A 26,130-nucleotide genomic window follows, 5' to 3' on the forward strand; every position below is an offset into this window, starting at 1 on the left:
GCAATATTTGAAGTTTTAGTACTGTTTTGCTTTATATTATCTTCCACCGGCATTTCCCATATACTCCTTTTCATATTCAGGAATTTTAAAATTAAGGTGCATGCGCTTACTCCCTGCGAAGAATAATGCATGTCCTCTATTCTTTGATAGCAGAAGTTCTTCTTCTGAATCATTCAGGTTATATAACTGTTTAGTCTGTTTAAGGTTTTCGCCATCACACCCGAATATAAATTTATATGTTGGAAGGTCAAGGAGTGCCTGTCCATACATTTTCACACTTTCATCTAGAAAATCAACCACAGAATGACTTATTATTATCATTGAGCCTTCATACTTCCTGCATCTTTTACTGGCATTCCTTAAGAAGGCAAGCGTCTGTGGCACTCTTTTATCAATAAGAAGATATGCTTCATCAAATACACCTACAACCTTTTCTGTCCTGTCTCTACTCATTTCAGCCCACATCCAAGTTGAAAGAAGATAGTATTCTGTACCCTTTATCCTTTCAGAGCTGTCCTGAAGGTCTTTTGTATCAAGTACCACAAACTGAGCATCCGAATTTAATGTGGTGTGTCCGTTCCAAAGAAAGCTATCACCACCCTTTGCCACATCTTCAAATAGCCTTGCAATATCTTCATATTCCTTAAACTGGTCATCACCTTCATCTTTCATCCTTTCAGCTTCTGACAGTATATAATTATATAAATCTTCCATTATAGGGTAGTCTTCGGCTTTTAGCTTACTGTTATCCGTATCCCAGTCTATATTAAATATTTTATACAATTCTATTAAGCTCCTCTTTATAATTGCAAGTTTTGTATCAGTCAGGCTGTTTATGTAAAGACTGAAGAATACTTCAAGATTTTTCAAGTGTATTGCCAGCTCGCTTAATTTTTCTTCTTCAGTATCTTCTTCATTATCTTCATAACTGTCATCATCCTGAGTATCTTTTGATGAAACCTTTATCTGTAAAGGATTAATCTTTCCTTTTCCTCCGGCTGCATTTATCCAGTCACCGCCACAGGCTTTGCACATATCCTTATACTCCCGTTCGGGATCTATGATTATTATTCTTTTTCCAAGCATAAACTCATTTAATATGATGTGCTTAACTGCTGTCGATTTCCCCGTTCCATTAATTCCCAATACTACCATATTTGAATTTGTCCTGTCTCCTGACCTTTTCCATGTATCAAGTATCACAAGACCGCCTGCTCCATCCATTCCAAGGTAGTAACCGTCATCATCGGTATAGCCTCCATGGGAATGCGGAAATCCATATACAACAGATGATAATGGCATAACCCTGTCAATCATTGAAGATATGTTTTTATTTTTTCCTGATGTTGGACTTATTTGCGAAAATGCATCAAGCTGCCTGAATGAAAGCAGTCTTTCCTTGCATTTAATAAGGCTTGCTGCACTTTTCTGCCTTCTTGATATTTTACCAATTGTCTCATTATCTCCTGCAACACTCATAATGGCTGTACTTACAAGTCCTACCTGTTCTCCTCCTATATCAATTCTTTTAAGCAACTGTTTTCCGCTTTTTTCTGCCTGTTCTGCCCTGAGCCTTTCAAGCTCATTTTTTGCATCCCTTGCCTCAGAGGCATATACTGATATGTTTTTATTAAGATGTTCCAGAAATTCTCCGGAGTTTACCGTTTCAAAACTTATCGAAGCAACTGTTCCCGGTATATTTGTAATTTCAGACAGCCAGCCATATTTTGCTGACTGGGGATAGCTTATTACTCCAAAGCACTGTGCATTGTTCTCACCCAGTATCAGACTGTCTTTTTTGATTTTTACATTCATTGGCGCTATTACATCAAGCAATGCCCTGTTTTTTTCCATTTTTTTCTCCTTATGCCTTTAAAAATGCTACTTTATGCTCTTCTGTTTCATAATCCTCATAGCTTAGTGATGATGGGTTAAAATAAAGATTAAAAACCCTTATCATTTCAGATTTTCCAATAACAGTAACCTGTGCTTTTGCTTCATTCATTGAACTTACAAAAAGTCCTCTTTTCTTTAAGAAATTTCCAATTGATGAATTATCTTTATACCTGCTCCATAGAATGAAATAAAACTGCCTTTCCGTTACCTCTCCGCCAAGAGAGAGTCCTTCCATTGTCCTTGCTGCATTCCTAAGCAGTTTCTTTTTTATATCGCTGTCAGCCTGTGTATACATATTGTTATATTTATCAATAAGAGGTTTAATGTCTACCGGGCGACTTACTGCTATAAATTTCCAAGTTCCATCATATTTGCCTAATGCAGCTGTAATTGCTTCGGCGGTAGCCTTCTTTTCAGCATCAGACATAAGATCAAGTGATACAGGTTCTATCCTTATAATGCTTAGTATGTTTCCGTCAGCTGTATATAATATTTCATTATCAGCATCTATATCAAGCACATTTGTAAAGTCTTGTGAGCTTTCGCCTCTGTCCTCTGCTTTTGCCTTTTCCTTTTCCTTTGCAGTTATTTTTGTAAATATGATATAACCTGCTATCCCTATGAGAATTAATACTACTGTACTTATAATTGGTACTATCAGTCTTTCCATGCCATTCTCCTTAAATATTTTTTATTCTTATGTTCTATCTTTCAAAAACTTCCTCAGTTTTTTCAATAACTAATACCTGCTCCTGTCCTTCATTACACTTCATAAGTTCTGTTTCAATCCTTATTGCCTGTTTCATTGCCCTTGTGGTTTCTTCCTTAAGTCTTGATACAGTTTCCACATAAGCCTTGCCTTCGCCTTGCAGAAAAGCATCTTTAACCGTCTGTATCCACTCCTCCTTGTTAGACTTTCCCTTTATATCATCCATATATCCAAATGCCCTATCATAATTTTCCATAAAATCAACTATATCTTTAGCTAATGAAATACTTATATTTCTTGGGACTTCTATTGTTTTATCCTGGACTTTTTCAATCTTATCAAAAAGATTATAGCTTCCAATAAATCTTACAACTTGCTGCGGTTTACCTTGTTCTTCTGATATAAGACCAATCCGCCCTGTACTGCTCACAATATCATCAACCATCCAGGCAGCCTTATAAAGCTCACCATTATATTTAATGGTATCACCTACTTTTATACCTGTTGTCGATTCATCAAAGGATTTTTCAAACTCTTTAATTGCACTTCCATTTTCATAGTGCCAGTCTATATCTTCTATTATATCCTCTACTTCATTTACATTTCTTTTATCGATATATTCTGTAGTAACTTCTACCCTATACTCCTCTTTCGATACATCTGTAGAGAACTTCATTAATATATTTTCTTTTTCAGTATCAAAAAAGGAGCTGCTTTCCATAAAAGATTTACCATCTTCAAACTTAAAGTCTGCAAATATCTCTTTTACTTTGTCCAACTCTTTATGGGATACTGAAAGAAAAATCATATCTTTGTCCTTTAAAAACAAGCTTTTTTCAATATACCACCTTGCAAATGCTCTTTTATCAGGTAAATTTCCTTCCATATCTTTTCCCTCTTTTCCATAAAATACAACTTATTTTTATTACATTGCAATTTCTTAACCAATAGTTTCTTATTGCCACTTCATCATTCGTTATCCGACATAAACAAAAGACTACTGCTTGTTAAACCAGTAATCTTTTGGACTTTCTTATATTTATCTTTCTAAGTCTATGCAAGTTTCTCTTGAATTACTGGTAGCTTCACTTATATTTCCCGGTTCTTTATACATATGAAGCTCTGTTTCAATATTAGTGGCTTCTTTTAGTGCAGATGAAGTCTCATTCTTGAGTTTATCCATTTTAATGCTGTATTTTTCATCATTTCCATTAAGGAAATCTTCTTTTACAGTCTGTATATACTCTCCTCTATTAGAATGTCCTTTTATATCCTTGCTGTATTCAAAAGAACTGTCATAATTCTCCATAAACCTTACAATCTTCTCTGCAAGCCTGTCTGATATGTGATATCCACTTTTTTTAATCTCATCTCCCATCTCAAGAATACTGTTAAGTTCTGCCAGCCTTGTTGACTTTTCCTTAAGTTCCTCTGCTTTATGGAAAGGCTTATCAAACTCAGCTTTAGCCAAAACAAGCTGTTCTTTTGCTGTTTCCAGTTTTTCACTAAGCTTCTTAAGGCTTTCAGGAATTTTATCAATAACGTTGTCAAGTCTTGTAATATTTCCATCTGAACTGTTTCCAAATGCACCTTTGTGTAATGCCTTACCTTTCAGCGTAAAAGTATATTCATTCCTCATAAAACTGTATCCTGCTTCTAGTACAAAATTTCTGTAATTTCCTATTTCTTTTCTTTCATAAATTGGGATATTTTTAATGGTTTCTAATAATTTTTCACCTGCTGTTTTCTTATCCTCTATTTTTTCACCATTTAATATGATAAAAGTAAACTTGTCACCATCCTCCTTTCTGTACTCTATATCTGCAATATCTTCTTTCACAGCAGTTATAAGTTTTTCTGTTCTTTCTATTTCTCCCGGATATTCTTTTGTAAGCTGTTCCTCCAGCCTGTAACGATTAGCCCTGTAATCTGCCTCAAGCATCTTAAGTTTTGTAACTTCATTGTCTAAGTCCATTTTCTCCTTAATCATAGGATTTCCTGTTGCAAGCGCTTTAATTTCTGCGTAACTTAGTGAACTCTCATCCACATCTTCAACGGCTCTTACAGGTGTTTTGCTTGTCATTATCTGTGATATGAATTTCTGTTTATTTTCTATTGTCTGCCAAAGGTAGGCATCAAAAGTATTTTCAGTAACATACCTGTAAATATATACATCAGAGTTCTCGTTGCCCTGTCGTACTATTCTTCCTGCCCTCTGTTCAAGATCTGAAGGTCTCCAGGGTACATCAAGGTCATGGAGTGCAATCAGTTTATTCTGTACATTTGTTCCGGCACCCATCTTATGTGTTGAACCCATAAGTATGCGGACTTCTCCTGTTCTTACCTTTGAAAATACTTTTTCTTTCTGTATGTCGTTTCCTGCATCATGGATAAATGCTATCTCTTTATCAGGTACTCCAAGTGTCACAAGTTTCTTTCTTATGTCATCATATATGTTAAATTTAGATTTTCCATTAGGTGTTGACATATCAGAAAAGACAAGCTGCGCTAACTTCTTTTCCCTTGTATTCTCCCATATTTCAAAAATCTTTCTTACACACATATTTACCTTACTGTCAGGATTATCAGGAAGCATTGGATTAATCAGCCTCTGGTCAAGTGCAAGTTTTCTGCCGTCATTAGTAATCCTTAACATATTATCTATTTTAGGATCTATATCTCCCCCTCTTACATTATCAGCCCTGTCAGAAAGTGCTTTTAGTATCTCTTTCTGTTCAGGTGTAGGCTTTGTTTTAATAACCTCATAATGTGCCTCAGGTTTAGGAAGACTAAGCATATCTGCAGTCTGTATGTCTGCCGTTTCCTTAAACATCGTCATAAGTTCAGGCAGATTGAAGAACTTTGAAAACCTTGTCTTTACCCTGTATCCTATTCCCTCAGGAGAAAGCTCAAAATCTGTTGTAGTTTCCCCAAAGGTTGAAGCCCAACTGTCAAAGTTTAGTAATCCGCTTTTCCTGAGGTTGTCATACTGGAGATAACGCTGCATGGTATAAAGTTCTGTCATCGAGTTTGAAACCGGTGTTCCTGTTGCAAAAACTACACCCTTTCCACCTGTAAGCTCATCCATATATCTGCACTTCATAAACATGTCTGATGATTTAAGTGCCTCTGATGTACCTATTCCTGCAACATTCTGCATTTTGGTATAAAGATAAAGATTCTTAAATTCATGTGCCTCATCAATGAACAGCCTGTCCACTCCAAGTTCCTCAAATATCGCTACATAATCCTTATTAAATGTACTGTTTAATTTCTCAAGCCTTGTCTCAAGCTTCTTTTTTGTCTTTTCAAGCTCCTTTACACTGAATTTCTGATTTATGTTATACTTATAGTCTTCAATGCTTTTTATTATTCCCTGTATCTGACTCTTTATGTGTTTTTCCTGATATTCCTTTGACATTGGAATTTTTTCAAACTGCGTATGCCCGATTATCACTGCATCATACTCCCCTGTTGCAATTCTTCCCAGAAAGCGTTTCCTGTTCCTCATCTCAAAGTCTTTTTTGTCTGCAACCATTATGTTTGCTCCAGGATAAAGCTGCATAAATTCGCTTCCTATCTGTCCTGTTATATGGTTAGGTACAACAATAAGTGATTTAGTACATAATCCAAGTCTTTTACTTTCCATTGCAGCGGCTACCATCTCAAAGGTTTTTCCTGCTCCTACCACATGTGCAAGCAGGGTGTTTCCTCCATATAGTATTCTTGCAACCGCATTTTTCTGATGTGGCTTTAGCTCTATAGAAGCATTCATTCCTTCAAATGTAAGGCTGCTTCCGTCATATTCCCTGTTACGTACTGAGTTAAAACGCTCATTGTAAAGCTTTACAAGCCTCTCTCTCCTGTCCCTGTCATTAAATATCCAGTTCTTGAATTCATTGTTAAGAAGCTCCTGTTTCTGTCCTGCAAGCATTGTTTCTTTCTTATTCAATACCGAAACTTCCTCACCATCAGGACCTTTCTTTCTGTCATATACCTTTGTGTCCTTAAGGTTTAAGGCATTTTCAATAATCTTATAGGCATTTACTCTACCGGTTCCAAATGCCATTTCAGCAAGGGTATTTCCTTTGTCCGCACTCTTCCCTTCAATATTCCATGCACCTGTTTCTTCTGAAAACCTTACCTTTATATCAGGCTGTACCCATGCTGAAGGTTTTAATGTTTTGAATACAAAGTCATTTATATCCTCTGCCGGTATCCATGCAGTTCCAAGCTTTACATTTATTTCAGAGGCAATAAGTTCTTTTGGCATTGCCTTCATAAGCTCTGCTCTCTGATATTCTAATAATCTGACCTCATTTTTTAAGACTTCCTTTTCCTGTTCGGTTATTCTTTCTGCAGACATACTTTCAGTATACTTCAATTTTGAAATATAGCTGTCAACAATACCTGTCTTTTCCCTTATATTCCCGGAGAGATACTCGTCTTTTGTCACATATTCATACTTAGGGATGTCAGTAACAGCTGCATTTATAAATGGAAGGGCTCCGTTTTCAGGCATTAACGATACTGTTTCATATCGTTTCTGCATGTCTGTAAGATTAAGGAATATTTCTCCCTTCAATTCTTCTATAAGAGTCTTCCTGTCCTTTCCCGTAAGCCTTTCCATATAGGAAAAATCAATTTTACCCTTCTGTGACACCGAAAGAACAAGAGCTTCAGGTGATGTGTCCACATGCTCTATAGGCTTTGCTACTGCTATTGTTCTTTTTGTAAATATATCGCCCTTTGACACAAACTTCCTGTCTTCATCAAGCACCTCTGCTGATGATACAAGCGGGAAGGCAGCATCCTGCCTGAACAGTCTTGTATTCCCCTGTCCATTTATAAAACCATATTTTTTTGAAAATGTATCATAGACTTCATTTAACCTGTCTTGAGCCGCTTTTACAGCTTCATCACTTACGTTTTCCTTCTGGGATTTTATTACATCATCAAGGGCATTTCTTACACCTATATATGCTATGACTTTTTCTTTTTCACTTTTCACAGGCTCCCTTCTTACGTGTATGGTATGTTCCTTGCCTTTCTCATCGGTTTCTGTCACAGCTTTCCACATCCAGTTTTTCATAAAAAGTGAATTTTCCCTGTAATAAACTTCTCCATCAATTACAGTATATGAAAAGTTTCTGACATCATCAGTTGCAGGAATTGCTTCTTTTTCTTCTTTCAGTATCTCTGCTTCTTCATACCTTGTTTTTCCGGATATCTTCTCCCCGATGATTTCAATCCTCTTCCCAAGGCTCTTTCCACTCATTTCACCGGATACTGTAGAAAGAACAGGAGAACAGGTAATCGTATTGCCAAACCTTCCGGATACTTCTTCCATAGTTCCAATTACCATTTCAGGGTTATCTACAAAGTATTTATTATAAGTAAGCCCTTTATCATCACTTGAGAGATGTATCCAGTCCTCATCTCGCTCCATTACGCTGTCCCTCTTTTTAAAGAAGATAATGTCAGATGTTACCTCTGTTCCTGCCATCCCCTTAAAAGTGTTGTTTGGAAGTCTTATTGCACCTAAAAACTCTGCTCTTGCAGCAATATACTTTCTTACGCTTTCATCCTTTTTATCCATAGTTCCGGATGAAGTGATAAATGCTATTATTCCGCCATTTCTTACCTTGTCTATGGATTTTGCAAAAAAGTAATCATGTATAAGAAAATTATTCCTGTCATAGTCTCTGTCATTTAGCTTAAAATCTCCAAATGGCACATTTCCTATTGAAGCATCAAAGAAGTTGTTTGAGAATGTGGTTTCTTCAAAGCCCTTAATCTGTATATTACTCTCCGGATAAAGAAGTTTCGCAATCCTTCCACTTATGCTGTCTTGCTCAACTCCGTAAAACTTAACACCCTGCATTTCATTAGGAAGATTTCCTATAAAATTGCCAATACCCATAGAAGGCTCAAGTACATTTCCTTTTCTTAAGCCCATACCCGAAAGTATCTTATACATGCCATCTATTACCGGTTTGGGTGTGTAAAATCCTGTAAGTGTTGACTGTCTTGCAGCTTCATATTCATGCTGCGTGAGGTTTTCTTTCAAAAAGTTTCGTACAGCTTCCCATTGTCCCAATTTAGTCTCATCAAATACATCAGCAAGACCACCCCAGCCTACATACTTTGCAAGTACCACCTGTGCTTCGGTATTAAGTTCTCTTTCTCCTTCTTCAATGCTCTTTAACATGATTATTGCATCAACATTGTTTACAAGCCGTTTACTTGGTTCAAGCGTTTCAGGAAGCGTATCTGCTGTTATTTTATAGTTGCTTATATTGTCTGCCTTTACAATAGGTTTAACGTCTGTTACAGGCTCTATGCTTTCTATGGCATTTTCTATATTAAATACAATCTGTCCTTCGCCGGTATTGCCTGGAATTATGAATTTTGTAGGTTCAACAGTTTCTTTTTCAGTATCATCTTCTTGTAAGTTTTCTTTTTTGGTATATTCAGCCTGTATTTCTTCTTCCGGTAATGGCTGTTTTTCATGCTGAAGCTTTTCTTCTTCAGCTATAGATTGTCTAAACTTTTCAAGGTCTATCTTCCTTGCATAAAGCTCTGCAACAGGGTGCACATCACTATAATACTTGGTAAGTGAAGCAGAGCCTTCATTAACCGATGAAAGCCTCATTATACTTCCTGTAAAGGAATTAGGGCTGTATACGTTTCCTGATATTTTATATTCTTCGTTCTGATATATTACCGGGAGTCCTTCAAGGTCATAATCTTTAATGCTTAGCAATACAATATCCTCATTATTCCCAATCTTTTTAGATGGTTCAGCTTCTTTAGTTATTTCTTTTTCAGAACCTTTGCTTTTTTCTATGGCTTTATCCTGAAACCTGCCTGTTTTGGGCTCAGCTTCTTTTTCAAATCTCTCTTCCATTTCTCTGATAAAGCCGTCCGTAAGTTCTAAAGCATGTGTCCAGGCTGCGAAAAGCCTTGTACTGTTATTAAGAACTCTGAAAATCTCCTTTATGCCATCCTTTCCATAAATGCTGTCCACATCTTCACCAAGCTTTGAAGCAATAAGGATAGAGCTTATTTTCTTTATGGCATTAAGGATTTCTTCTTTCTGTACCTGTCTTGATTTATAGCTGTGATAGAATTCATTATCTGTCAATGCAGCATTTCTTACCAATGTTTCCAGTTCATCAAACATACTTTCTTCAATGTCCTGTCCCAGTCCTTCTCTGTAAGCCCTTGCTATGTCAAAACCTTTATAGATATTTTCATTTATTGTATTGCCAGTTAATGGATAACTTTTCATGTATTGAAGAATCTCATTTTTATGCTCAGCTATATGTTTTTCATCTTTGTTTTCTCTGCCTGATGTTACAGACCTGTCAAACATGTATATCACCCGAGGTTTTCTGTAATTTCCCATAAGAAATTTTGTTGACTTTGAACCATACCTGACCTGTCTGCCAAGAGCCTGCCATTTTGTATATGTTTCAAACCTGGTAAAATTTATCTTTTTTTGCCACAGTATAAGCTGGTTTGAAAACGAAAGACTGTCTGCCTTTTTCGCAACATCAAGAAACCCATTTAGGCTCTCCAGCCTGAAAAAATTTCTGTATGCTTCATTCATCACTTCCATCAGCCCACCTATTATTTCTTCATAATAGGCTTGAGGATCTTTTTCGTATTTAATGCCCATCTTCTTATCCACCCCTTTAAGCTAAATATTGTTTTAAAACAAGTAAAGACTATCACTTATGTAACAGCCTTTACTTGTTTTCTCATATTAAATTTATATATTTATTGCAATTAAAAAGCGGTTTGTTAAAATCAAAGGTTATCTTCAGCCTTATCTTCTTCTGAAACATACTTGATAAATTCAGTCGTCCTTTTAATAAACCTCTTTCTGTTGCTTTCCGCCAGCCATTTCATTGCATTCATAAATGATTTAATTCTTGTTTCACCTTCTTTTTCAAATTCCGGTATTCTGTCACCTTCAGGACTTGCAGGAAAAAAATCAATCGGAATGTCTTCAAAAAAGTAATATCTTATCTGATTTGCGTATGCTATTTGGTCAAGGTAGTCAATAAAGCCATTTCCCTGTTCAAAATGCAGATTAATTCTGCCAAGCTTATCATACTCATACTCCTCAACATCCTCTGAAAGTCCTTCTATCAGCTTCATTGCCTTTGCTGCTTCCCTTAGGATTTTAATGTCCTTATACTTATCATCAAAGAGGTCAGCTACTTCTTTTTCATAGCTGGTTTTTGTATCTTCTCTGTCTGCTCCGGAAAATGGGAAGTAATGAACATCTCCATTTTTCAGGCTTATCTTCAGAAGTCTTGGCGGATTATACAGTATCATTGTTCCTCCGCCTGAAATCTCAATGTTATAAGGTGCGTGGATAAAAGCATATCCCAATGCCGGTACTGATATTTCATATTCATCCGGTCTGTAACCATAATCATCAGTAGCCACAATATTTGCTGAAACTATATCATCATATAGTGTAAGGCTTTCGGGAAAATAAGAATCAGGCTCTGATACCGTCCTTATAATCTGCTCCCCATAATTTTCCCCTCCTAAATCAATAAGCATGTTCTCATCGTACATAAAAAACTCCTTTCCGGTTTTTATATTTATCCTTTTTATGACAAAAGGGATAACAATTTTATCCGTTATCCCTTGAATTTACAGCTCTTTTATATTAAATTTCAACATCCCATTCATCTTCATCTATACCGTTAATACTAAGTAAGTCTTCTATTTCAATACCATCTGTTTGTTCATTTTCTTTATCCTTCTGCTCATTATATTCTTTCTCGAGCTTTTCAGCCTTTACCGGATCAAATGAAAATGGTATCAGGTTACATTCTTCATCATACCGGTATATTCCGGTTACTTCTTCACTTACTGTAGTTTCATGAAAATAATCATCATTTTTTCTGACCAAAAATGTTTCAAAGTAATCCGAAATATCTCCTTTTGCTATCCCAAGCTGAAGATATTTTTCATCAACACTTTGTAAAATTAAGTGATGACTTTTTATCTTAGTCTGAGGATTGGTCATCTCAACTATTTTGGCTTTATCAAGATTAAACATGAACTCTTTAAAATAATATATTCGATTCTTAACATTTTCTAACTGTTCAGGATTATTATTATTTATTTTTTCGTATATTTCCTCATCTGTCAGTTTTTCTTTTCTGATTTTATTGAAAAGCCTTATACCATTAATAGCTCCATTTGAAGGATTTGTGTAATGTAATCCCAACAAATGTGGCAAAACATTTCTGTCTATCTTAACGTTAAATTTCATTCCATTTGTTTCTATTAATAAATCTATATTTGCAATTCTCTTTCCCCACTGTAATATTTCCTGAACTCTCTTCATGTCTTCTCCTTATATATAATGCATAAAAGGAAATCTGATATAACATCAAATTTCCTTTTACATTGGGCTTTTAACGTGTTTCGGCTGGGTTTACAGCTCACTTCCCCCACGCTTTGGTCTGCCACAAACCCTAATGGCAATGCTTTTCGCTAGGTGCAATATTTCTAACCCCTTGCACAGGGACAAGGTAAGCATTACCCCTGAGCTTATTTCTCAACTACAGTATAGTTCTTAATTATGTCTTTTCTATGGCAATATATGCTTTAAAAAGATTATTTTTTTGCTATATTGTCTACTATTTACATAACTTCCCAGAAAGAAGGTTTTCCTTATTTTTTATCCATTCCTTAATAATTTCATGCTCCTTAACCATATCAGTAATTCTTCCAGGATGCCATCCATCCTTCATTTCATTTAATTTCTCATTCCAAGTTTCTATATCAGCTTCAATAAGTTCTCCTTCCTCTTTATCTATTTCATCCGGATGTAATTCAGAGTATTCCTTATCATATTCACTTTCTTCAATAAGCTCTAAATATTCTACATATTCTTTCGGATCATACTCAGTCTCAATCAAATGACTTAATAAATAATTATTTGGCAGTCTTGAAAAGTCACATCTGTCAAACCAATTTCTCACAAGTTTGCTTTCATCGCTACCTTGAGCTTTTTCATTACTAATCAAATCACATAAGAAAGTTTCAATTAAATTCCCTATACTTATTCCAACTTCGCCACATAGATAAATAAGATAATTACAATCAGATTCAGACAGATTGATAGCTATTTGTCTTTCCTTCTCTGATTGAACATTAAGTTGATTAAACATAAACATGTCCTCCCGTTTAGTATTAAATGCTTTGTTCTTATCAGATTCCTTCAGTTTTTTTTATTGCTGAGATTATTTTCCCGGCTGTATATGCCAGTCATCCCATAATGCCCCCCTGCAGCTTATCTCACCCATAAGATTGGTCTTAAGTTCTCCTGCAGGAGTCCAGCAGTCGGTTACTTCAGCATAGATGTCATATATCCCATCAGGATACCATATTGGGAGGAAGTGGAACCTTCCGTCTGAGGTTCCCTTATAGCCAGTGTAGCTGTAATTGTTCTTAGGAAGGGTAAATTTATCAGTCAGCTCCTGAAATCCGTTCGTCTGTTCAATCCTGTCTCCCCATCTCCAGTATTTTTTATAATTAAACTCAGGAAAGAAATATCTTGAAGTCTGAAATCCTGTAGCAGCTCCTATTCCACTTCCCTTTATCTTCATGGAGATATCTGCACCTATTCCATATCCGCTTTTTACATAGTTTTTATCAGGATTTGCCCTTGAAGCAGTACTTGCCGGGTGTACATCCATGTTACTTTCTTCTAGTTTTACTGAAAACTTCTTTGGGTTTGTAGGTATCCTCCCATTTACTATATATCTCACACTGCTTCCATTCGGTGCATATGAAGTCCTGTATTTATGCTTACCAAAGCTGTAATATGCATCATTGTCATATTCAGGGTAGTAACTTACTCCGGTTATATTTCCTTTGGTATCCCTATACACTACACTTCCCCAACCTATAAAATCACCGTTAGGATGATATGTAGTCTCCCAGATACTCCATGACTGTTCTTCTTTCTTTTCAGTATCCGTTATTTTTGACTCTGATGGTCTAAAATTCACATCGAAATCAGTAAGATTTATGGGCTTCTTATCATCCGCCTTAGGATTAAGCGGTTCCCACAGAGATTTTTTCTCAATATCTGTTGATATAACCTTCACTTCACTTTTCCCCGAATGGGTTACTGTTGCTGTAATCTCCATCTCTACAGGCTCTTTGGGTGTATGCCACCTTACCCATACGAGTTGGTTTCTTCCTTTGGGCACATATACATCTCCTGAATTAAGTCTTCCCACTCCCGGAATGTCAAAGTTTACACGGATTGGATTATCTGGTGTTGCGTCATTGCCTGCTGTTACTATTACTGAGGTATATACATCAGTATCCACCCTGTATGTATAATCAGGTACCCTAAGTTTAGGTGGAATCTTCTTTTCTCCACCTTTTCCCCCAAGCATTCCTACACCCATCTGTGTGGCTATCTCTGCATTTGTAAAAACCCTTACACTTCCCTTGTAAGGTTCGATTCCATACCTGTCTTTTTTAAGGTAGGCTGCAAGGGGAATTGCCTTGTGTGAGAAGGAAAAATGTCCGTTATATATGGTGCCTTTGCCTTTCATCCTTGCTTCAGCATCATACAGGGCTATTTCTGTAGATGTGAGTGCATAGTACTTGCCATCTAAGTGAAAGTAGTATATCGGCTCAAATACAAGTGTGTTTTCCTTACTCTTTATCTTATCTAGGGTAACACCTCCTCCCATGTCCTTTGCTATCCTTTTAAGGAAAGTATCACTGCTTAGATACTTACGCTTTATATCCTTAAGGCTTGTTTTCCTTGAACTACCTACGCTTATTACATTCCAAAGGTCATTACCTCGCAAATAGGCATACCCGCTATCTTTAGAGGCATAAGGCTGTTTATGGTCAACTGAGAATTTCTTATTTTTAAGGTATATGTATTCTAGCTTATTATCTCCTCCAGTATGCCATACTTCCTTATTTTTAAAATCATTTAACTTAAAATAGTCAATACTCCTTGCTATCCTTACTCCAGTTTTACGATTTACCACAGTAAACCTTATACCATAGTCTCCAGCTTTCCACCAAGTTCCTTTCTTACCACCTTTTCCCATATCTTGTGAAGATTGAGAACCAAGATTTATGTCCGCTGCTTTTGTTTGAGCCATAAAACTAAACATAAGTATGGTTACTGAAAAAAGAAATATAACAGGCTTTATTATCTTTCTTATATTCATCTCTACAAATTTACTCCATTTCTTTACGAAAAAAGAGAATGAGGCTACCCATTCTCTTTAATTAACATATTTATTTTTTTATCTGTCTTAATAAATCTATATTATAGTATTACTGGAAATCCATTCCTGCATCATCTTCAGGTGAGCCATCGCCTACTGAACCAAAACTTGTTTGACTCTCACCATTATTAAAATACCCATCCTTTACCATTTTCTCAACTTCTTCAACTGTAAGTCCATGCTCTTTAGCATATCTCTTATTAGAAGCTTCCTCACTATTATCTATAAGTTTACCGTTTTTATCCTTAAGACAGGAATTTATTATGTCATTCCAGTCGGCTTTTGCTTTTTTATTCTTAACAGTCTTGCCGTTCTTATCCTTTACAACCCCCTTGTCAACCTTAACAGTGTTTCCCTGAGTCTGTTCCTTATAGCTGTTAGGTACGGTATTCTTGTCTGCTTTCAGCTTTTTCTTCTTGTTTTTCTTAATCTTAGCCTTATAAGCCTTTCTCTCATCAGTACTAAGGGTGGCTGCATATCTGTCATCCTCACTTACTTTCTTAGTGTCATTATTAAAAAGTCCTGAGTAGTCTATACCGTCAACCACATACTCTTTATTCTTCTTTGCCTTTGCTTTATTCTTTTTCTTTTCAGTAACCTTTTTCTTGGCTATCTTTTCTTTAAGCTCAGCTTTCTTAGCTGTATAGCTTTTACCGGGCTTAATTGCTATTGCCGGATTGTGTGAAGCTGTTGCTTCTTTCTGAACTGCCGGCTTAACCATAGCTGTTGCTTGGGCTTTAGCAATTTCCCTTTCCTTAAGCTCCTCTGCCATTACTTTATTTTTATTCTCATTATACTTTGTCCAGTATAATGAACCTGAAATCAGTATGCCAAATGTAGCAGCCAGTATCGCACTTCCGATTATTACATTTTTCTTATTCATAACTGTCTTCCTTTCTGTAAAATTAAGGTATTATCGACCTGGTTTTCACTTATCTTCAGATTTGATTCAATATATTATCTTTCATTTTAATTATACCACAAAACCCTTGCATTTACAAACATTTTAAGCATTTCTCTGCTAATATTTTATTATATTTTTATCTGCTAAATACTTTGTTTTAATGCCTTCCCCTTATGTTCTCTTCTCCCCTAAAAGTTCCTCTTTTATTGCGTTTTCAATATCTTTACCATTAAAGAGTGCATACCTTCTGTCCCTTACAAGGTCATAAGTCGGCTTAATACTATGCTTATTTAAGAAATCATTCAACCTGAGAGATATTCCATTTTTTAAAAGCTTATACTCTACCGTACCTGTTGTTATCAATCCATCAAGGTTTATTCCATAAATTTTCGCATAATCCATAAACTCCTTAAGGTTTATATATCCTCCGTTATCTTGAATTTCCTTAACACTATTATATTCCTCTATTATGCAGTTATCCAAATCTTCTATGAATTCAGAAAGCCTTTTTTTCATTATCTTCTTTGCAAGAGATGTAGTGATATAGTTTTCCCTAAAGTCCCTTTTCTCTTCCATTTTTCTTTTTTCAGTATCAAGAATCTCTGACCTTATGAGAAGAGGTATTTCACCTTTTCCCCCGACATATTTCACATATTTAAAAGGCTTGTATGTACCATCTTTGATAAAGTCATGTATGCGTTGCCTCGTAAGTCCCAACATTTCAGCTGTTTCTGTCACTGTCAGCACTTCCTTCTCACATATTTCCCTTATTGTCCCATATTCCATCTTAATACCATCCATTCCTTTATTTTTTCTTGTTTCCGCCTTTTTTCTTTTTTACTTTCTTCTTATCTGGATTTTTATTCTTTTCATCCTTAATATCTGGCTTATTTCCTTCTCCGCCCGCTCCTTTTTTCTGTACCGTCCCAGTTTTATTCTTATCTGTTTCGACAGGCTTTTCTTTTTTAGCTGCATTTACAAGTGCTTTTGGTCTCCCAAAGCCATAAAAATGTTTTATTGCCCAGGCTGAATTTGAATTGCTTACCGTCACTCCAATATCAGAATTGGCTTCTATAAACTTATTTCCGCCAAGATATATTCCTATATGGGTTGCCCCTGCCACTGTAGGCTGTGTTCCATCAAAGAATATCAAATCTCCCGGTCTTTCTTCTCCTTTTTTTACAGCTATTATATCATTTGCCCATAGCGTTCGGCAAGTAGGTCTTGCAGGTACCTGCTGTACTCCGCTGGTCCTAAGGCAATATGCAACATAGCCTGAGCAGTCAAACCTGTCAGGACCAAATGCAGCCCACACATAAGGCTTACCTATATGCTTATATGCTTCTTTTATTAATTTGTCAGCAAGTACGCTGTCAGTACCAAAAGGAAGGAGCATATTTTCATCAATTCCCGGAGGGAGAACCGGATATACTGTCATATCAGTTCTTCGCTCTGATTTTTGGAACTGCTCAACCGTTACTATTTCTTCCTCTGTAAAATAAGCCCTGAGTGCATCTATGGGATTTTCGACTACATATTGTAAAAAGGCTGCTATTAAAAATATACTTCCTATAAGCACTCCTACAGCTATAAGAACAGGACTGTTACCGTCTTCGTCTTTTTTTGTAAGTTTATCAAAGGCTGCATTTTTTGCAAACTGCAATAATATCTTGCCAAATACCGCCATAACTAAATTCCTTTCTTATTAATTTTCATTCATTGCTGTTATTCCTTCTTGCATCAGCATTTTCAACTGTATCGGTAATTACATTTACTGCCATCTTCTTTTCTCCTGTTTTTGAAACATAGCTGTCTATATGGACTGAACCGCTTACAAGTATCCTCTGTCCTTTTATCATATATCCCGAAACAAATTCCGCACTTTGTCCGAATGCAGTACAGTTAAAGAAGTCTGTTACAGGCTCGTTCCCACTCTTTTTAACCCTGTCTACTGCAAGTGAAAAATTACAATATTTTGTCCCATTTCCTTCTTTAAGTTCAGGAGTAACTGTAATTCTTCCCATAAGCGTTATTCTGTTCATAAAGTCCTCCTTAAAAATTCTATTAGTTTTTCATTCTTCTTCCTGATATTTCACAGAATACTTAGATTAATAGTTACCATCTTGTTCTCCATGTTGCCTTACTTTTTACCTCCAGGTCTAGGGCTGTTAGCTCTTTTCCCATAAAGTATATGGGAACTCTCACTTTTAACTTCCCATCAACCCTGTACTTGCCATCAATATCTGCTCCGTCCTGCCTTATTTCAGCATGAAAATCACTTAGGGAGAACTCATTCACACTTCCTGACGATATCTTTGATATAACATCGCTGTCAGAGAGTTTTGTAAGTCCTAAAAGACTTACAAGTTCATCTTCAATGTCACCATAGTCACTGTCATCGAAAAATACCGGTTTTTCATCTTCTTCATATTCTCCTTCATTGCCTCCGGTAAAAGCTCCACCGTAAGCTTCTTCTTCCCTTACATTTTCATATATTTCATCATAATTGTTTACTGCAACGGCTGTAAGGGCTCTTTCATAAGCCATATCTACAGTTTTAAGTATATGGTTTATACGATTATACTCAATATAAACTGCTACCATCAGCATTATAGCAAACATAAGCCACATCAGATTCATATATGCGCTCCCATCATTTTCTCTAAGTTTCCTTCCTGCCTTGTTTAAAAATCTTCTTAAAATGACTTTTATGCAGTTTATCACTTATGGTACACCTCGCTTCTTGAAAGTGCCTTTGCTGAAATAGGCACATTAAAGGGAACCCCTATTATATTCATCCTGTACTCATCTTTCACCTTTACCGATACAAGTGAATTTAACTGTATATCCTTATCCCGATAAAACTCACATTCGCTAAAATCTTCTGTCACAGTAGTAAGTTGCTCCGTATCCCTGTATTTTGCCATTCCTTCCCGTACTTTATCATTTATTCCGCCTTCAAGCGCAATCATTCTTGCTGTAAAACTTGCATAATCATTTAAAGCTTTTATTTTTACAAATACAGGGAATATTCCTACGGCAATTGCAAGAAGCCACGCAAATACAAGTACCACAAAGCTAAGCTCAATATAAGTACCACCCCTATTATCCTTTATTAACTTTATAACCTTATTTCTCATTATCAGATGTCCTTTCTAAAATGGTCTGTCCAGCCCCATTACGTAAAGAATCATTATTACCACATAATTTGCTATCATTACTGCAAGAACTATAAGCTGGTATTTGCCCACCTTCCTAGGCTGCATTGAAGCTATGTCATTAAGCCTTTGGAGTTCCAGTTGGTCAAGGTCTCTTGAAAGCATTTCAAAGTATGTGACCGTATCATCTCCTCTAACCGTTCCTATAAGCCCCCTTACTATCTCTGCCATTTTATCAATGCCAAGTCTTACCTCAAATCTTTTAAGAGCTGACTCATAGTTGCTTGAATTCATGTCTGCTATAAGTACCTTTAATTCTTCTCTTAACGCCCTGTTTGCAGTAGGCATATATCTTCCAAGTATACCAATTACATCTTTTGTCGCCTTTACTTCCTGTCCTATTACTGAGCAGAATCTTGGAAGTTCATACTCTATTTCCCTCTTTTTATTAAGGTAATTCTTATACAGTAAACTTTCTGTTGCATAATATGAAAATGCTGCAAGAACTGCAAAGCCAAATGTCAGCATAGGCAGGAATGGCATAAGCAGGATACCGGGAATAAATATCAGTACTGACTTTATTATATTCTCTGCCACAAATACCTTAGGCTCCCTTGACATACTACCTGCATTATACCTTAGCATATCCCTGAGCCTTGTCTGTCTCATATCATCAAGCTTTATGTATTTTGAAAGCTTGATTGCAAGATCATCTGCAAGTCTTGCAATGGCACTTTCTTTATCCTTAATTCCTACAATTTTTGCAGCTGTCTTATATGCCTTTCCTGATGCCCTTCCGGTTATAAAGAGAAGAAGCCTGTATATGCCTGTTATTACGCATATTACAGTAATAATCTCTAAAAAATAGATTACATACACTTTTGCTACCTCCTGTATGTTATAGGTCTTGTAAGTCTTAATACGTTAAGTGCTGCAAAGACTATTATTCCTGCTGAAGTGGCAACCATTATATGTCCTGTGGTAGTATCTGTTACTATTCTGTACCATTCCTTGTTTAGTAGGTAGAACGCAGGAAGGTTTACAAGGTATATGGTCACCATCATAAAAAATTCCTTTACCGGGGCATATATAAGTCCGTCAAGCCTTGCAGTAACAATCCTTATATTTGAAAGTTTCTTTACTATTCCATAAAGGGTTGATTTTAAAGTAATATCATTCTGACATTGTATAAGTGCATTGCAGTATTCCACAAATACAGGATCCGAAAGCCTTCCCCTTAGCGTTGCAAGATTGCTTTTAATATCAGGATTTATATAATTACATTCATTTAGGAAACTCTGAAATATTCCCTTTACCGGCTCATTTATATAGTTTATGTTTTCCTCTACGGCAAGTATTATGTTTTCACTTCTTATGTAACTGTTTGTTATGATTGAAAGTGCAGTCTCCAGCTCCTCGCTTATCTTTTTTTCAATCCTGCCTGAACTGAATTTTACATATATAAATGGAGCAACAAGTACGGATATCGAAAGGGGGATTGCAAGATATGGATTTCCTATTGCAAAAGAAAACACAACACCTCCTGCACTTCCAGCCACTGCACTAAAACAAATTATTTCAAACTTTTCATACCTGTTGGTAAGTATCAGAAGTTTCTTTGTATCATTTATAAGCCTTATGAACTTATTTTCCTTTTTCTTTCCTTTGGCAATCAGTATCTTTCTTTTAAGAGTGTACTCCTGTCGTGCAAATATGCCTGTTATTTCCTTTCTCATGCCTGTAATTTCTACTCCAAACAGTCTGAAAAGACCATAAACCACTAGAAAAAATACTGCCAGTTCCAATATTAAATTCATCTTTTCTCCTCACCGCCTGTCAGGTAAGCCTGCTTAAAAGCTCATTTGTTATGTTTTTATTTATTAGTCTCTCCTGAAGCTGCTTACTTATACCATTTACTTTTTCATAGTATCCCTTTATTACTATTTTACCGCTTATTTCTTCATTACTTTCTACAACATGCCGGTAAAGTGTATTAATCTGATAGTTATCATTTTCATCAAGGAAACATTCTGTTATCTCCTTTACCCTTCTTATGTTATCATCATCTTTCTGTATGAAAACAACTATAGGGAAGGCTTCTTTAACAAGTTCAAGTAGTTCCTTTTCATCCATTGATATGGCTTTTTTGCATAATGTAACCATTCTTTTATATGTTGCTCTACAGCTTCCGGCATGTGTGGTAGTAAGTACTGAGTGTGCTGTCCTGCTTGCTTCCTGTGCTGCGTTAGCTTCCTTTCCCTTCATTTCTGATACAACTATTACATCAGGATTCATTGTAAGTGCTGTCTCAAGTAACTTATCCTGATCAATGCTCTGCCTGTCATCTCCACTTTTTCTTGTATGTGTATGCACCACATTATTTATTACCCTGCCTTTATCATCTCTTTTTGTAAGGTCAAACTCCCTTACATCTTCTTCTATACAGAATATACGCTTATTGTTGTCTATATTTCCTGCAAGATACATAAGAAGCGTAGTTTTACCGCTTCCCGTCTCGCCGGTAATGCAGATTGAAACACCGTACCTCGTAAGCAGAGAAAGTACTTCAAGCATTTCTTTCGTTGCTGTGCCTCTTTTAACAAAATCATCGCCTTTAAACTGCTTTGGGTTAATTATACGAAGTGAAGCACTTGTTCCTATTCCCTTATCTATTACCCCATCTCCAAGTATAGTAAGTCTTATTCTGTTATGAAGATGTCCTCTTACTATAGGTCTTGACTTATCAAGTATCAGGCTGCTTTCTTTTTTTAACATCCTTTTCATAACATCAAGAGCATGCTCAGGACTCCTAAACGTTTCCGGATAACTTATTATTTCACCATTGTCATAGTGTACTTTTATATCATCCCACCTGTTTATATTGATTTCTTCGATGTCTGTCCTGTGTATGTCAAGAAGCGGAGTAAGGATAGAAAGTTCCGCCATTTCCTGATACAGCTTTTCAACAAGTCCCGTAAGGCTGTAGCCTTCTACCTTTATTTTCCCATCCTTTATATACCTTGTTATTATATTTATGAGCTGTTCCTTTACTACCGAATCATCTGCTTTTCCACCAAGAAGTCCTGCAAAATGACTACTCACATGTTTCTGAATCGAATTATATAATGTCTCAAAGTCCATGCTCTTAAGTCCGTCATTTTTATGATGTTCTATATTTTCTTTTTCTTTAACTTCGCTTCCTGGGCTTTCGTTACTTTTTGCTACAGTCGGCTGTTCATCATTCATCATATCTTCCATCTGAATCTTCCTCCTTCCCCCTAAATATTCCCTTTTTCTTTTTCTTGACTTCCTTGTCTCCGTCAGACTTCCTTACCTGCCTGTTCTTTTTCTGTTTTTTGCCTTTAACCTTTATATCTTCACATATATTTTCAGATATAATTCTTTTTACCGTATCTTCATAAGCCGAACCTGTATCTTTAAGAAGTCTTCCCTCAAGATATGCCATATATATTTTGTCATCATGATACAACCTGTATGCTATATTCTCATAACTTTTCTCATATATTTCCGATGGTTCGGCAGGCTTTATATCAGAAAGTACACATATATGGTCATCAAGGTTGAACCTGCTGTCTGATATTATGGAAAGGTTGGCATTAAAATATAACCATGCTTTTCCTGAAGCTCCCATAAGCCTTATTACCCTGTCGCTCATTTCAAGTGCTGTAAGGGTTATTACTCCTCCATTTAGGTCTGATGAACAATCCACAATTATATATTCAAAAAATGTAGAAAGTCTCGAAAATACATTTACTATATTATATTTAGTAAATACAGGATATGAATATATACTTTCTCCTGGTGAATATGACAGGTAGGCAAGATTGTCATTATCTGTTGCCATCATAAATGCAAGCATTTCATCATCTTCTGGATCCGTCTGCCATAGGTTACCCATAGATGTCATTTCTTTCTCATCAGGATAAAAACAGGGAGTATCATTGCTCTGTAATCCTGCATATACTATGAGTGTACGCTTACCTGCTTCTGCAAGTATCCTGCCCATAACCGTTGAAAAAAGTGATTTGCCGGCATTCTGGCTTCCCCATACGCTTATCAACATATCTGTAATGCCTCCACTTCCTATTTATTTTTTTTATCTACTTCTTTTTTAATTTCACCTGACTGCTCTCCGGCAGATTCTATGTCAGTATTTTTATCCGTTCCGTCTGCACTTTCTTCCATTTCCTTAAATATTTTATCCTGTTCATCAAGCAGTTCTTTTTTTAACTTCTCATTATTTCTACATTTTAATGCTACATGTATACCTCTTTGATTTTCAAAAGAAGCAAGTTCTTCTGCTTGTAAGCTGTTAACAAGCAAGGTTATTGTTGCAAGCTTTTTCTTCGCTTTAGTATCATCTTCCTTTTTTACTTCTTTCCCATTATTTTCCTTATCCTCACCATCTTCCTCTGTGGTACTTAAAACTTCAACATAAGTCAGTTCCCTTGGTATCTCTGTCACAGCTTCATCACCTTCACCTTTTTTGGTTATTATGGTAACGATATCCCCTTTAAGAAGCTTTGATGAAAGCCCTGCTGCAAATGACTGTATTGTTATGGATATTGCATATTTATCTTCAGGTATATCATTAAGATATGTGTCTTCTTCAAGTGCCACATCTGAAAGACCTTCACCTGTTATATAGCTGCCCTTATAAAAATCAGTCTTCGCATATTTCCCTGTTATGCCATCAATACTCTTTACTACGTCAGGACTTAATCCGTATGCTCCAACATTTACGGTTTCAAGCTTATCCGCTGTAATAAGTTCACCTTCTGTTATTTTTTCCTTTACCCTCACGACTTCTTCCTGCTTTTCAAGAATTCCGCCATAAAGCGGCGTGAGCACGAAGGCAGTAAGAAGCCCTATTATGATTGATATTATCCCAATTAGTGCATGATTTTTTGTCTTTTTCATCAATTCCTCCGTTATAACTTTAATATAAAATCTGATATGATTACCATTATTATCCCAGCACCGGATATAAAAGGTATCATCGGTATTCCATTTTTTCTTTTATCCGGCTTCGTATACTGTACGACAATACCGTATATAAGCATTAGTGTGAACATAATCAAAAACCATAAAATAAGAACGCTCACTTCTCTTTCCGGTACTAAAAAAAGCATGCTGCAGAAGATGTATTTTACATCTCCTCCGCCCATAGCGTTTGTTACTATCACAAATATAATAATTACAACTGCCACCGACATAATTAACATTGAATATGTTAAAAATCTGATAAAACATATAAACCAGTCTATTTCTTCTGTTTCAACTATCATTCTTATGATATTAGATACTGACAAAAAAATCAGACTGATGTAGGTTTCATTCTTCACCAGTCTGTATTTAATGTCATATATGGATGCCTTTACTGAAAGTATAATGTATAGCAGGAAGATTACCAACCCTATGGGAGTTAAGCTTAGATTACCCATTTTTCCCCCTTATAGGGATAATACTTCCTAGCCCACGAAAATCTCATCATTATCATAAGGTATCCAACTACTGACAGATTACATTTATCCTTTATCACAAGCATTACTGTTCCTGCCGGTATTAGAATAATAAGAAGTGAGCTTATAAGTACATTTCCAAGTACCACCCTTACAAAAAATGCAAGAGCAGCTGTAAGCGGAAGTGACATCAGGGTGTATTTAAGTTCACTAACTCCAAATCCATCAAAAAATTCCCTTCTGTTCTTTATTCCATAAGGGATATAAACCATTTCTTCCTTTTTATTGTTTTCTTCCATGTTTATAAACTCCTTAACTTATGTATGATAATATTGTTGCCAACAAACCTGTAATACTGTTTGCAATTATTACAAACAGCAATAAGTTTTTCATTTTCTTTTTGTAAGCTGCCCTGTCTTCTTCAGCATGCGCGATGTGAATCAGCATAAGTATTGCCCTTAATCCTGCTCCGGAATTTATAAGTGTCAGTATTACAGCAGTAAGCTGTCCTACTATCCCGGAATCATCCACACTCATTTATGTATCCTCCTATCTCTTTCCTAGTATGCTCTTTATTGAACTTACAAGATGTGCACCTGTGCTTGCCTTGCTTATAAGTCCTCCATTTCCTGCACTTACGACAAGCAGTTCCGAAAGAAATCCCGGAAGTTTTATTGCTGTAAGTTGTATAGCAATTGCAAATATAAAGTTCTTTAGCCCATTTATCGGTATCAAAAGTGAAAGAAAATACAGGAAAATTTGAAGTGTAAGCGTAAGAATCAGCTGTGTAAGCTTCTTTATATATGCCCTCCAGGCAACTGAGTCAGCATTTAGCATGTCAAGTGCTGCAAGAGGAATTCCAATCCTCAGAATAAACAGCTCAATTCCCCTTCCAAAAAACTGTATTACAAGCCTGATGGAATTTACAAGAAGTACTATTATAAACACCACAAATAAAATTCCATTGTTCAAATCCACAAGATTTATAAGTCCCGAAAGGAAGTCCTTTCCTGTTACATTTCCTGTGATTGCTTCTAACAGCCTATTAAAGAGTTTTGTTGCTATTTCTATTCCATACCCATACGCAGAGTTAAACCATACAATGACTACAGTCATTTTAATGAATGAAGCAAGGAATACCAGAGGATCAAGGTCACTGTCTCCATCGTTCCACAAGATATAAATCTCAAAACCTTTCTTCAGAAACAGCATTATAGCAATTCCAAGTGAAAGAGCTGCCACGTATTGGTACAGTGTGTCAAATGAAAAAGATGGTGAGACAGAGTTTATTGCCTTGTCAAGATTAAGGTAGTAGCTGAATGTATCCTGCCCAAACTCAGTCATATTTTCAAGTGTCTTTTTTACCATCCCACCAAAAAAATCTTCTATTATTTTATCCATTTATTTTTTCTTTCATAGACATTTACTTTATATTAAATATTTCTGTAATTTTAGCCTCTAAGCCCTGTATAATTTTAGTCTTGAACAAGAGTATTAATGCCCCTATTACAATAAGTCCTATGACAACACCGCCAATATACTTTATGGCTTCGTCAATCCAGTTTCCGTTATTGTCTTTAAGCTTATTTTTAAGCTTTTCGTTAAAAATTCCTGTCTTAACTGCCATTCCTGCTACTAATCTGTTTACATAATTTTTCATGATATTTTCCTCTTT

At 36.0% G+C, this 26,130-nt stretch carries 23 protein-coding genes and 2 pseudogenes; all 25 read right to left on the reverse strand.

Annotated elements, in window-relative coordinates:
* Window positions 1–36: 36 nt before the first annotated feature.
* The 25 genes and pseudogenes from GCWU000282_RS11395 to GCWU000282_RS11510 all read right to left on the reverse strand — a co-directional run bounded on the left by GCWU000282_RS11395 (window position 37) and on the right by GCWU000282_RS11510 (window position 26,115).
* Window positions 37–1,854, reverse strand: a complete 1,818-nt coding sequence (locus GCWU000282_RS11395) for a VirB4 family type IV secretion system protein (RefSeq protein WP_023355288.1) — start codon at window positions 1,852–1,854, stop codon at window positions 37–39.
* 10 nt (window positions 1,855–1,864) lie between these two features.
* Window positions 1,865–2,566 carry a hypothetical protein gene (locus tag GCWU000282_RS11400; RefSeq protein WP_023355289.1) on the reverse strand — a complete coding sequence of 234 codons (702 nt, stop codon included), beginning with the start codon at window positions 2,564–2,566 and terminating at the stop codon, window positions 1,865–1,867.
* 34 nt (window positions 2,567–2,600) lie between these two features.
* On the reverse strand, window positions 2,601–3,491 hold the full coding sequence (locus GCWU000282_RS11405; protein ID WP_023355290.1) for a hypothetical protein: 891 nt from the start codon (window positions 3,489–3,491) through the stop codon (window positions 2,601–2,603).
* 153 nt (window positions 3,492–3,644) lie between these two features.
* Window positions 3,645–8,996 (reverse strand): annotated as a pseudogene (locus GCWU000282_RS11410) (helicase-related protein); the annotation flags it as partial.
* A gap of 903 nt (window positions 8,997–9,899) precedes the next feature.
* Window positions 9,900–10,289, reverse strand: a pseudogene (locus tag GCWU000282_RS17565) (ArdC-like ssDNA-binding domain-containing protein); the annotation flags it as partial.
* 131 nt (window positions 10,290–10,420) lie between these two features.
* Window positions 10,421–11,203: a hypothetical protein gene (locus GCWU000282_RS11415; RefSeq protein ID WP_023355292.1), complete on the reverse strand. Its 783-nt coding sequence runs from the start codon at window positions 11,201–11,203 to the stop codon at window positions 10,421–10,423.
* Window positions 11,204–11,297: 94 nt separating this feature from the next.
* Window positions 11,298–11,984, reverse strand: a complete 687-nt coding sequence (locus tag GCWU000282_RS11420) for a PBECR4 domain-containing protein (protein ID WP_023355293.1) — start codon at window positions 11,982–11,984, stop codon at window positions 11,298–11,300.
* A gap of 295 nt (window positions 11,985–12,279) precedes the next feature.
* Window positions 12,280–12,813 (reverse strand): hypothetical protein, encoded by a 534-nt coding sequence (locus GCWU000282_RS11425; RefSeq protein ID WP_035040642.1) that lies wholly within the window; start codon window positions 12,811–12,813, stop codon window positions 12,280–12,282.
* A 72-nt stretch (window positions 12,814–12,885) separates the two neighbouring features.
* Entirely contained in the window at window positions 12,886–14,850 is a 1,965-nt protein-coding gene (locus tag GCWU000282_RS11430; protein WP_023355295.1) for a hypothetical protein, read from the reverse strand.
* A gap of 109 nt (window positions 14,851–14,959) precedes the next feature.
* Window positions 14,960–15,793 (reverse strand): hypothetical protein, encoded by an 834-nt coding sequence (locus GCWU000282_RS11435; protein ID WP_023355296.1) that lies wholly within the window; start codon window positions 15,791–15,793, stop codon window positions 14,960–14,962.
* Between the two features lie 192 nt (window positions 15,794–15,985).
* A complete protein-coding gene (locus GCWU000282_RS11440; protein ID WP_156913138.1) occupies window positions 15,986–16,600 on the reverse strand; it encodes a hypothetical protein in 615 nt (204 codons plus the stop codon).
* Window positions 16,601–16,619: 19 nt separating this feature from the next.
* Window positions 16,620–17,501: a C40 family peptidase gene (locus GCWU000282_RS16005; protein ID WP_023355298.1), complete on the reverse strand. Its 882-nt coding sequence runs from the start codon at window positions 17,499–17,501 to the stop codon at window positions 16,620–16,622.
* 25 nt (window positions 17,502–17,526) lie between these two features.
* A complete protein-coding gene (locus GCWU000282_RS11450; RefSeq protein ID WP_023355299.1) occupies window positions 17,527–17,856 on the reverse strand; it encodes a single-stranded DNA-binding protein in 330 nt (109 codons plus the stop codon).
* Between the two features lie 73 nt (window positions 17,857–17,929).
* Window positions 17,930–18,454 carry a hypothetical protein gene (locus GCWU000282_RS11455; protein WP_156913139.1) on the reverse strand — a complete coding sequence of 175 codons (525 nt, stop codon included), beginning with the start codon at window positions 18,452–18,454 and terminating at the stop codon, window positions 17,930–17,932.
* Window positions 18,455–18,534: 80 nt separating this feature from the next.
* The gene (locus tag GCWU000282_RS11460; protein WP_023355301.1) at window positions 18,535–18,954 is read right to left on the reverse strand and encodes a DUF4320 family protein; all 420 of its coding nucleotides are present in this window, start codon (window positions 18,952–18,954) and stop codon (window positions 18,535–18,537) included.
* Window positions 18,955–18,969: 15 nt separating this feature from the next.
* Window positions 18,970–19,851 carry a hypothetical protein gene (locus tag GCWU000282_RS11465; RefSeq protein ID WP_023355302.1) on the reverse strand — a complete coding sequence of 294 codons (882 nt, stop codon included), beginning with the start codon at window positions 19,849–19,851 and terminating at the stop codon, window positions 18,970–18,972.
* Between the two features lie 5 nt (window positions 19,852–19,856).
* Window positions 19,857–20,789 (reverse strand): hypothetical protein, encoded by a 933-nt coding sequence (locus GCWU000282_RS11470; RefSeq protein ID WP_023355303.1) that lies wholly within the window; start codon window positions 20,787–20,789, stop codon window positions 19,857–19,859.
* Window positions 20,790–20,808: 19 nt separating this feature from the next.
* Window positions 20,809–22,230 (reverse strand): CpaF/VirB11 family protein, encoded by a 1,422-nt coding sequence (locus GCWU000282_RS11475; RefSeq protein ID WP_023355304.1) that lies wholly within the window; start codon window positions 22,228–22,230, stop codon window positions 20,809–20,811.
* The gene (locus GCWU000282_RS11480; protein ID WP_023355305.1) at window positions 22,211–23,056 is read right to left on the reverse strand and encodes a ParA family protein; all 846 of its coding nucleotides are present in this window, start codon (window positions 23,054–23,056) and stop codon (window positions 22,211–22,213) included. The genes GCWU000282_RS11475 and GCWU000282_RS11480 overlap by 20 nt, the downstream gene beginning before the upstream one ends.
* A 20-nt stretch (window positions 23,057–23,076) precedes the next feature.
* A complete protein-coding gene (gene cpaB / locus GCWU000282_RS11485) occupies window positions 23,077–23,913 on the reverse strand; it encodes a Flp pilus assembly protein CpaB (protein ID WP_023355306.1) in 837 nt (278 codons plus the stop codon).
* Window positions 23,914–23,924: 11 nt separating this feature from the next.
* Window positions 23,925–24,437, reverse strand: a complete 513-nt coding sequence (locus GCWU000282_RS11490; protein ID WP_023355307.1) for a prepilin peptidase — start codon at window positions 24,435–24,437, stop codon at window positions 23,925–23,927.
* The gene (locus GCWU000282_RS11495) at window positions 24,425–24,754 is read right to left on the reverse strand and encodes a hypothetical protein (protein WP_023355308.1); all 330 of its coding nucleotides are present in this window, start codon (window positions 24,752–24,754) and stop codon (window positions 24,425–24,427) included. The genes GCWU000282_RS11490 and GCWU000282_RS11495 overlap by 13 nt, the downstream gene beginning before the upstream one ends.
* Before the next feature lie 13 nt (window positions 24,755–24,767).
* A complete protein-coding gene (locus GCWU000282_RS11500) occupies window positions 24,768–24,992 on the reverse strand; it encodes a hypothetical protein (protein WP_023355309.1) in 225 nt (74 codons plus the stop codon).
* Between the two features lie 12 nt (window positions 24,993–25,004).
* Window positions 25,005–25,856 carry a conjugal transfer protein TrbL family protein gene (locus GCWU000282_RS11505; protein WP_023355310.1) on the reverse strand — a complete coding sequence of 284 codons (852 nt, stop codon included), beginning with the start codon at window positions 25,854–25,856 and terminating at the stop codon, window positions 25,005–25,007.
* 22 nt (window positions 25,857–25,878) lie between these two features.
* Window positions 25,879–26,115, reverse strand: coding sequence for a DUF6133 family protein (locus tag GCWU000282_RS11510; RefSeq protein ID WP_023355311.1), 237 nt, complete (start codon window positions 26,113–26,115; stop codon window positions 25,879–25,881).
* Window positions 26,116–26,130 lie beyond the last annotated feature (15 nt).

It is taken from the genome of Catonella morbi ATCC 51271, assembly GCF_000160035.2.
In the GTDB taxonomy this organism is placed as follows: domain Bacteria; phylum Bacillota; class Clostridia; order Lachnospirales; family Lachnospiraceae; genus Catonella; species Catonella morbi.

Bases quoted from the DNA above. Each gene is read 5' to 3' on its own strand.
- GCWU000282_RS11395 (WP_023355288.1), bottom strand. From the start codon at position 1,854: ATGGAAAAAAACAGGGCATTGCTTGATGTAATAGCGCCAATGAATGTA.
- GCWU000282_RS11400 (WP_023355289.1), bottom strand. From the start codon at position 2,566: ATGGAAAGACTGATAGTACCAATTATAAGTACAGTAGTATTAATTCTC.
- GCWU000282_RS11405 (WP_023355290.1), bottom strand. From the start codon at position 3,491: ATGGAAGGAAATTTACCTGATAAAAGAGCATTTGCAAGGTGGTATATT.
- GCWU000282_RS11415 (WP_023355292.1), bottom strand. From the start codon at position 11,203: ATGTACGATGAGAACATGCTTATTGATTTAGGAGGGGAAAATTATGGG.
- GCWU000282_RS11420 (WP_023355293.1), bottom strand. From the start codon at position 11,984: ATGAAGAGAGTTCAGGAAATATTACAGTGGGGAAAGAGAATTGCAAAT.
- GCWU000282_RS11425 (WP_035040642.1), bottom strand. From the start codon at position 12,813: ATGTTTAATCAACTTAATGTTCAATCAGAGAAGGAAAGACAAATAGCT.
- GCWU000282_RS11430 (WP_023355295.1), bottom strand. From the start codon at position 14,850: ATGAATATAAGAAAGATAATAAAGCCTGTTATATTTCTTTTTTCAGTA.
- GCWU000282_RS11435 (WP_023355296.1), bottom strand. From the start codon at position 15,793: ATGAATAAGAAAAATGTAATAATCGGAAGTGCGATACTGGCTGCTACA.
- GCWU000282_RS11440 (WP_156913138.1), bottom strand. From the start codon at position 16,600: ATGGAATATGGGACAATAAGGGAAATATGTGAGAAGGAAGTGCTGACA.
- GCWU000282_RS16005 (WP_023355298.1), bottom strand. From the start codon at position 17,501: ATGGCGGTATTTGGCAAGATATTATTGCAGTTTGCAAAAAATGCAGCC.
- GCWU000282_RS11450 (WP_023355299.1), bottom strand. From the start codon at position 17,856: ATGAACAGAATAACGCTTATGGGAAGAATTACAGTTACTCCTGAACTT.
- GCWU000282_RS11455 (WP_156913139.1), bottom strand. From the start codon at position 18,454: ATGAATCTGATGTGGCTTATGTTTGCTATAATGCTGATGGTAGCAGTT.
- GCWU000282_RS11460 (WP_023355301.1), bottom strand. From the start codon at position 18,954: ATGAGAAATAAGGTTATAAAGTTAATAAAGGATAATAGGGGTGGTACT.
- GCWU000282_RS11470 (WP_023355303.1), bottom strand. From the start codon at position 20,789: ATGAATTTAATATTGGAACTGGCAGTATTTTTTCTAGTGGTTTATGGT.
- GCWU000282_RS11475 (WP_023355304.1), bottom strand. From the start codon at position 22,230: ATGGAAGATATGATGAATGATGAACAGCCGACTGTAGCAAAAAGTAAC.
- GCWU000282_RS11480 (WP_023355305.1), bottom strand. From the start codon at position 23,056: ATGTTGATAAGCGTATGGGGAAGCCAGAATGCCGGCAAATCACTTTTT.
- cpaB (WP_023355306.1), bottom strand. From the start codon at position 23,913: ATGAAAAAGACAAAAAATCATGCACTAATTGGGATAATATCAATCATA.
- GCWU000282_RS11490 (WP_023355307.1), bottom strand. From the start codon at position 24,437: ATGGGTAATCTAAGCTTAACTCCCATAGGGTTGGTAATCTTCCTGCTA.
- GCWU000282_RS11495 (WP_023355308.1), bottom strand. From the start codon at position 24,754: ATGGAAGAAAACAATAAAAAGGAAGAAATGGTTTATATCCCTTATGGA.
- GCWU000282_RS11500 (WP_023355309.1), bottom strand. From the start codon at position 24,992: ATGAGTGTGGATGATTCCGGGATAGTAGGACAGCTTACTGCTGTAATA.
- GCWU000282_RS11505 (WP_023355310.1), bottom strand. From the start codon at position 25,856: ATGGATAAAATAATAGAAGATTTTTTTGGTGGGATGGTAAAAAAGACA.
- GCWU000282_RS11510 (WP_023355311.1), bottom strand. From the start codon at position 26,115: ATGAAAAATTATGTAAACAGATTAGTAGCAGGAATGGCAGTTAAGACA.